At 61.9% G+C, this 7,488-nt stretch carries 7 protein-coding genes; 2 read left to right on the forward strand and 5 right to left on the reverse strand.

Going from position 1 to position 7,488, the window contains the following annotated elements:
- The coding region (locus tag BG83_RS0116370; RefSeq protein ID WP_037032038.1) for a restriction endonuclease at window positions 1-2,117 on the forward strand (2,117 nt) is incomplete at its 5' end.
- Between the two features lie 389 nt (window positions 2,118-2,506).
- On the forward strand, window positions 2,507-3,232 hold the full coding sequence (locus BG83_RS0116380) for a hypothetical protein (protein WP_004635270.1): 726 nt from the start codon (window positions 2,507-2,509) through the stop codon (window positions 3,230-3,232).
- A gap of 144 nt (window positions 3,233-3,376) precedes the next feature.
- On the opposite strand, the gene BG83_RS0116385 is transcribed toward BG83_RS0116380, so the two are convergent.
- The 5 genes from BG83_RS0116385 to BG83_RS0116405 all read right to left on the reverse strand — a co-directional run.
- Window positions 3,377-4,138 (reverse strand): hypothetical protein, encoded by a 762-nt coding sequence (locus BG83_RS0116385; RefSeq protein WP_004635272.1) that lies wholly within the window; start codon window positions 4,136-4,138, stop codon window positions 3,377-3,379.
- An 85-nt stretch (window positions 4,139-4,223) separates the two neighbouring features.
- Complete coding sequence (locus BG83_RS0116390) at window positions 4,224-4,616, reverse strand: HU family DNA-binding protein (RefSeq protein WP_012435605.1); 393 nt, start codon at window positions 4,614-4,616, stop codon at window positions 4,224-4,226.
- Window positions 4,617-4,735: 119 nt separating this feature from the next.
- Window positions 4,736-5,605, reverse strand: a complete 870-nt coding sequence (locus tag BG83_RS0116395) for a hypothetical protein (RefSeq protein ID WP_021197350.1) — start codon at window positions 5,603-5,605, stop codon at window positions 4,736-4,738.
- Window positions 5,602-6,552 (reverse strand): TraB/GumN family protein, encoded by a 951-nt coding sequence (locus tag BG83_RS0116400; protein ID WP_024977753.1) that lies wholly within the window; start codon window positions 6,550-6,552, stop codon window positions 5,602-5,604. Before BG83_RS0116400 ends, BG83_RS0116395 begins: the two co-directional genes overlap by 4 nt.
- Before the next feature lie 104 nt (window positions 6,553-6,656).
- On the reverse strand, window positions 6,657-7,488 hold an 832-nt coding region (locus BG83_RS0116405; RefSeq protein ID WP_024977754.1), incomplete at its 5' end, for a DNA-binding protein.

Consider the following 7,488-nt stretch of genomic DNA (forward strand, 5'->3'; position numbering starts at 1 on the left):
CCCCCTCCATGGTGTTTTCCTTTACGTTGATGACAGAGGGAAAGAATCCCCATCCCCACACACGGTGGATGCGGCCGAGCGCTGATCCAGTGGTTGCGGCGATTCGCCAGCGCGGTCGCTTTCGCATGATCGCCGTTTCGCCGGAGGGGTACCAAACTGTTTGGTTTGAGGCGCAGTTGCATTCGGGTTTTGGGGAAACCGCTCCCTCACTCCAAGGCATGGAGCAGCAATGGCAACATCCGGTGCCTGGACTGCAGGGGTCACGCGAGGGTCAGCGATTCGATCCATTCGAGCGCGAACGAAAGGCTGACACAACCGATGCCGCTCCTGCGATCCCGCTTTGGGCGGAACCCGCGTCAGACGTCTGGTCGGAGCTGAACTATGACGGGCCCTGGGCAGGCGACCTAAATGCAACAGACAAGGCTCGCGTCGCATGGGGCAGGCAGGTGTATCGGAATCGCCGCCTCGCCGCTGGCTTCGTGCGCGGAATTGCAGAGCGACAGGCATATGACCGCGTACCACCGGTCGTCACGGAAGAGGGCAACTGGCTCGGTGAGGGCATTATTGCCGAGCAGGGCAGGGTGCTAGTGGCGCGTGCGCCATTGATCGGACGTTGGCTGGCAGCATTGGCGGGTCCAGCCCCCGATGCGGAAGCTGCGTATCGGGCGTGTGTTGAGGTGCTGCATGACACGTACGCGCTGTTCTGTTTGCTCGACAAGCTGATTCCGCTGCTCAACGATGCGGGCGACCAAATGTTGTCCGAAGCCGCACGTTGGACGTTCGAGGCTGCTCTGTTGGATGACAAGATCACGCAGGGCGGCACCCACCGGCCCTGGTTCGCCAACACTGGGCAACACGGTTTGGAATTGCGTAGTGCGCCGTTCAACCTCGAAGCGTCGCTGTCCGACATCGAGGAGATGTGGCGCAGCGGTCTGGACATGCTGGACCTCATTGACGCGGGCCAGCGCCTCGGGCCAAACGATTTTCCGGTCCCGTTGTCGGATGTCTGTGAAGCCATGCGCGGCGTCGCGCTCGATGGCACCGAAGACGAAGCTGAAGCGACGATTCAGGCGATGCTGCGCGAAGCACAGGAAGCTCGGCAATGGACTATCCCGTGGGGCGCACGAGTAGAAGTGGCGTTCGGCCCATTCGTGGCGGTGCGGATCTTTGAGAACCAAGGCGAGTTCGCGTGCCAATTTCTCGACGCAGCGCAGCGCTACCACCATGTCGCGATTGGCATTGCCAGCGATCCGCCGCGCGCAACAGGTGGCCGCTTGATCCGCCCGCGCGATGATGATGGCGAAGTGACGTGGAACACGGACGCCGAGTTGAGCTTGCAGTTGATCGCAGCTGCGATCATCCGGGACTTTCTTGTGGTGGAGGAGCGAGAGTCGCTGTTTGGTACGCGAACGACAACGCGCCGCAGCCGTGGCCGTGACTTGACGACGGTGGTGTACCTGCCGCGCGTACGCTATAGCCGGCCCAATCTACGGCAGGCGACACAACACGCGCACGAATCTGGTCGTGCCCCACACGCTGTCACTCAACACCTGCGCCGGGCGGCAACAACATCGGCGACTCAGCGTTTTCTCGCACAGCGGTATGGAATGCACCTTCCAGAAGGGTTCACATTCGTGCGCCCACACACTCGCGGGGCAATGGCGGAGGCTGAGCGGGTGCGTGTCTACCGCAGCCGCTCGGCATCGCGCATGATCTACGAAGAGGTATCAACCGCGCCAGAAGGTGCGCGGCCGGCATGGTTTGAGTTCGAGCGGGATTGTATGCAACTGCTCAGGGAACGAGGGCTGCGCGTGATTCACCAGGCCGCCAGTCGGGATGGCGATGGTGGCGTCGATCTATACGCGGTTGACGAGAGCGGCCAATCTTGGATCGTACAATGCAAATGCTGGGCGGCGCATCGCAGTGTCGGCCCGGAAATCGTGCGTGAACTGCATGGGGCCATTGCCTTTGCTGATCGCGGCAGCAGCGGCACCAGCAAAGGGATCGTCATTACCACAAGCCGCTTTACTTCGGGGGCCGCCGAGGTCGGGCGCGAGTTTGGCTTCGAACTAATCGACGGCCAGCAATTTGCTCAGTGGCGCCAAAATCGGCATTGAAGTTGGTTCACTGTATGAGCGAGCACCTTGCCTTGCGAACGTGCGCGCTATCATCGAACGGGCCAAAACCCTCGAAGCACTCCCATGAGATCCCACACACGATGGCTCGCCTGCAACAGTTGTGGCGTCCTGCGTGACCACGTTCCCGAAAATGCCGGCGTAACATCGTTCGACGCGGCACACCGGGTGCAGCTTTGGATCTGCACGATTTGCGGCGCTGCCCACCCGGTCGCACCGGAGCATAGTGATCAGGCCGACCGCGAGCGATTGGAGCGCCTAGGACAGTTGCGACTAATTGAATGAAGAAAGCTTGTCGGCACCCGTTTGACACCGCATTCGGTCAATCGCGTTGCTGAACTATCAACACACACAACGATGAAGGAACGCGGATGAAGTTCTACCATTTCACGTCCGTCTCGTACGCCGAAACGATCCTCTCGATGGGGATTTCGCGTGGCCACGTGAAGCATGGTGACGGAAGCATTCGCAACTCAGTGGTCTGGCTGACGACGGATCCCGATGCTGATGGTCACGGCCTGACGACAGGCGACAAAACGTTGACCGCGAGAGACATGGAGTATCTGACCCGCGTCGATGGGGTCGCACCCAAGAATGGCATCGTCATGAACAAAACCCGAGTGCGCCTGACGGTGGAGATGTCGGCCGACACAGCCACTCTGATGCCCTTTGTCGAGTACTACGCGCGTCGTGGCGAAAAGCCCGATGAAGCCAAGCTTATGGGCCTTTCCGCATACGTCGAAAATCCTTGGCGTCTGCCTCTCACGAGACGGCGGCATTTATTGAAATCGACCACAACCAAAGAAGGCACGTGGTGGCTCTCGTTTGCGCCGATCACCGCCTCCGAGATTACGCGGGTCGAATACAACAGCCCGGCTGGGTTCGTAGACTACGACTTTGAAGCGCATGGCCGGCAGCACTTCCATGACGCAGGCTTTGTGGTGCCCAGCGCCGCCACGCTACAGTCGCTGCACCCCCTGGTGCCCTGCGACTATCCCTTCGAGAAGGCGAAGGCGTTCGCTTTCTGCTTGGACACGAAGCGCGTTCGACGTGGCGACTGGTGCGCCGGCGTTCGGAATGAGCCACCCGAACGCTGAGGCCTTGGCCAAGTGGGTACGCGACCACTCGGACGAGTTGCTCGACTGCTGGGCCCGCGCTGTTGACGTGTACTACAGCTACTACCCGAAAACAGGGATGCCTCGCCCCCCAGTTCGGTTGAACCCGTAACTACGGGTGCGGGCCTAGCGATCCTGCGCTGTCGAGGGGGCCGCCGCCGCTTCGCTGGCGCGGCCTGTCTTTGATGTAGTCGTCGACTCTTTCGCTGCGGTGGATGTTGAGTGGAAAGCGGCACCAAACTTGTCGCTGAAGTCGTGCCAGCCGGTCACGACCGTCACGAGGGCACTAAACGCGACGAAGGCAGCAACAGGCCACCAGGCAAGGAACGCGCCGACGGCCCTTGCTACCAGGCTTGGCCGAGTCGTCATCGCCTTCTCCGCCGATTGGTAACGGTCTCGGCGCCGCAGCATTCCGATGCGCCAACGATCCCACCGCGAACCACCGTCGAGCACACTGGATACGCGCCAGTATCGGAACGCGTCGGCCACGGCTGCGTCGATGACGCTTTGTGTGACATCGTTCGGGCCCACGAACACTCGCCAAACGATGAGCTTTTCGGGCTGCCGCATGAATTCAGACTCGTACGGATAGAGCAGCACGGCGACATTGCCGGTTTTGGCTTGAGAGAACACAAGTGCGGCTCCGTGCTCCGCCGCTGTCGAGCCCTGTTTTCTCAGCGAAGCGCCCACCGGATGCTGGCCTGGGAATAGGGTGACAGTTCGGTGCTCGCGTTCGACGCGCACGTATAGCCGTTCGAGGTAGCCTGCTTGCTCGGCTGCAGTGATGACCTTCTCAAATTTCTCTTGCAGAGCCGGCTTCAGTACGACGTTCCAATTGATGAACTTGTAGCGGCGCACGTCCGCGCTACGCTGGGGAAAGAGAGACAAGACATCCTCATGGGTTGCGTTGGGCACACGCGCCAATGAAAACGGGAGGCTTGGCCTCCCGTTGGCACGAATGGCAGCGGAGGACTTACTGAGCGGCGTCCTTCACCTTCTTCAGCGGGCGCACCTTGACACGCACGCTGGCCGGCTTGGCCTCGAACCATTGCTCTTGGCCCGTGAAAGGGTTTTTGCCGAAGCGACGCTTGGTGGCCGGTACCTTCACGGATACCACCTTGAAGAGACCAGGCAGCGTGAACTCGCCGGCGCCTTTCTTGTGCAGCGCACTCAGGATGGTGTTCTCCAGATGCAGGAGCACGGACTTCACGGCCTTGGCCTCAAGTTCTGTCTGCTCGGCCAAGTGACTCACCAGGCTGGCTTTGGTGAAGGTGTCCTTCAGCGGCTTGATGGTCGGGGCCGCGGCGGCGGCGGTCTTCTTTGCCGGTGCGGCTTTCTTTGCTGCGGTCTTGGATTTCGTCGCCATGGAGTGCGTAGATTTCAAGGTGGTTGACCATCGCGAGATGGCGAATTGTGCGCGCTACTGCGTGCGAGGGAAGAATAGCAAGGCCAGTCGTGCTGGACAACGGGACTCACCGTCTTCATTTAGTCAAGAGGGGCCTCGTAGCGGGGCGCGCGGATCTGCGCGTCGATCCAAGCATCCTTTACCACCGTATCGAGAACGGTCGGGGGAATATCGAACCACTCCGACACGAAATGTACGGCGTCGGCCTCTAGGCCCGCCCATGCTCGTGCTTTTGCCACCCAGCGCGGTCCGACCTGAATTGGAGTGCAGCGTCCGGGCGTGACGTGGAAATAGCTGACGCGGTGCGCGGTGGTTGATTCGATGAACCACATACGGCGGATGCCGGCGTCGTCTCTGGCGCAGCCGAGACGCAATCGGGCGCCTTGCTGCTCGAGCGCGCGCAACGCACTGACCAACGAGGCATCGGTCGGCCGGTACCAGACCGAGACCTTGCGCAGCACGGCGTGTTCACCTTGCGTGGCGCCCAACCAGTTCACGGCCGCGACCAGGCGGTGGACGCCGTTGGTGCACGTCACAGCCCCGCCGTAGGCGGCCAGCTTCAGTTCGTACGCTGCCTCAGGGGCGGGAAATGATTGGTGGCCGATTTCCGATTCGCAGTAGTCAATGACGCGCTCGTCCCAGCCAAAACCGTGCAGGTCCTGCAGCATGCCGCGCCACGTCAAGGCCTTGCTGAAATTCCGATGCGTTAAGCCAACCACGGCGGCGATGGGCACGTCGACGTAGACCCGCTGGGTTGATCCTTCAGTCGTGAGGAGATCAAGGACCGGGCCCAGCTCAGTGCGCTTCCAGACCGACTGGTCCAATACCGTGCAACTGGAGTCAGATGCTGCCGCGCGGATGCGCGCAAGGCCCGGTGCCTTTCGCATCTGCGCGGCTTGGTCTTGGCCATAGACGACATCTTGAGCGCGATGCATTGCATCATCCATCATGGTGCTTGCATCTCCATTGCTGTGTCATTCGGCAGCAGAATGTCGTTGACTTGGTAGCCGTCCGCTCGCAAGAGTGCGATGAGTCCGTCGGACCCTGGCAGGTGAGCAGCACCAACCGCGACCACCGCGCCGCCGGCGTCGAGGGCTTGGCGCAAGCGCGGCATCCAGGACAAATTGCGGTCGTGGACCATCAGGCGGTGATAGATCGCCGCATCCTCTGGAGATTCGTTACCCAGACTCGCGAGAGCGGCGATCCTCTCATAGTCGCCGCGATTGAATGCGATAACAGCTTGACGGAAATCCTCTCGCTGGCGGGCGATGTTCAAGCCGCCCATCAGCAGGCGCCAATAGATCCGATCCGGGACCGCGCGTCGCCGGTTTTCCAAGTCGGTCTGATCTTCGAGAGGCACTATCGCTACGTTGTAGCGCAGTGCCGCTATCGCGAATATCGCGTCTCTGGACAGGTTGCTCAATTCTGTGCAGGGAATCCAAGCGTACGCGGCGGCCATACGCGGACTCTTGTGCTGCAGCATTTCGATGGCCAGGTCGGGACGTTGAGGTGCTGCGCATTTCGCGCGCAGCTGAAGAAATTCAACCTGTGTATCGGTCAATGACCGGGCCCATGGTGCACGAGAGGCCCGACCAGCAAACACCTCGGGGTCCAGTAGATCGGCGCCCTGGAGTTCGACAGGCTGTGGACCTTGGGCCCTCGAACTTTCAATGACAAAACTTGTGGCGCCCTGGAGCACCGACATCGCCGGCTGGCGCATGCCCTGATAGGGGACGTGGAGAGTGGCGACCAGCACGCTTTTGGCCCCGTTCGGCGCGGTGATTGCGAGTGCGGGTACGCCATCCTGTGCAATAGCCGGTGTGGAGGCGAGGGTGGCGACACAAACGAATGCCGCCAGTGTGCGAAATTGGTCAACCAGGCCAAACGACCGCAGCATGCGATGACTCCGGATGTGAAGAGGGCTAGGGGAAGGACTGTATGGCGGGCAGGGCGCAATGCAGAGGGGGGCCGTGCCGCCCAGTGGGTAGGTAAGCGGCGTTGCTACGCCCCCTTGCGCCGTGAGTTTGGTTTGCTCGGCGGTTGACCGGTCTGCTGATCTGGTGCCGACTCTGGTGTCGGCTTCGCGGCCTCAATTTGCTCGCGCAGCATTCGCAACTCGGCCTGGGCACCGGCCTCAAGACCGACGACCTCGGTTAGTTTCTCGCGGGTGCGCTCATGCGCGGCCTGCGCTTCAGCCAGTTGGGCACGCACCTGGTGCTCGCGCGATTCGGCGTTGGCCAAGCGCTCGTTGGCCTGGATTCGGGCGATGTCAGCAGCTTCACGCTGCGCATCGGCGACGGCGGCTGTGCGATCGGCAGCGACCCGGGCGGCCTGTTCCGCCGCCAGTTGGGCGCGCAGTTCGCTCAGTTCGCGCTCCAAGTGTGGCAGCGCTTCCAGGCGCAACTCCACTTGCGCGAGCGCCCGACGAACGGCGGCGAGTTCGCCGCGCTCCCGCTCCGACTCTGCATTCAAGCGTTCGATCTCTGCTGCCTGCTCGGCCGCCTTGCCGGCAAGCTTGTCGCGCTCTGTCGCAACCTGCTGCAGCTCCTGCGTCAGGGCGTCGCGTTCAGCTTCCAGAGCCTCGCCAGTGCTGGCCAGCACCGCGTTTTCACTCATGACCTGCGCCAGTGCGGCCTCGGCGTCGGCCGCGGCGTCCTCGGCCACCCGCGAAAACTCGGTGCCCAGTGCGGCCAGCAGGCGGGGGTTCGGATCGCCAATCTTGCGCGCGGCAGGCTTTTGTTGACCCTGCCAAGTAACCAGATGGCGGTGGATGGTGTTCATGCTGCCAGTGCCCAGCCGCTCGCGCACTGCGCTTAGCGTCGGCTTGATTTGC

This window comes from Ralstonia pickettii, from assembly GCF_000607165.1.
GTDB lineage: Bacteria > Pseudomonadota > Gammaproteobacteria > Burkholderiales > Burkholderiaceae > Ralstonia > Ralstonia holmesii.

Excerpts from the sequence above, each read along its gene's own strand:
- BG83_RS0116400 (WP_024977753.1), bottom strand. The coding sequence starts at position 6,552 with ATGCTGCGGTCGTTTGGCCTGGTTGACCAATTTCGCACACTGGCGGCA.
- BG83_RS0116380 (WP_004635270.1), top strand. The coding sequence starts at position 2,507 with ATGAAGTTCTACCATTTCACGTCCGTCTCGTACGCCGAAACGATCCTC.
- BG83_RS0116390 (WP_012435605.1), bottom strand. The coding sequence starts at position 4,616 with ATGGCGACGAAATCCAAGACCGCAGCAAAGAAAGCCGCACCGGCAAAG.
- BG83_RS0116395 (WP_021197350.1), bottom strand. The coding sequence starts at position 5,605 with ATGATGGATGATGCAATGCATCGCGCTCAAGATGTCGTCTATGGCCAA.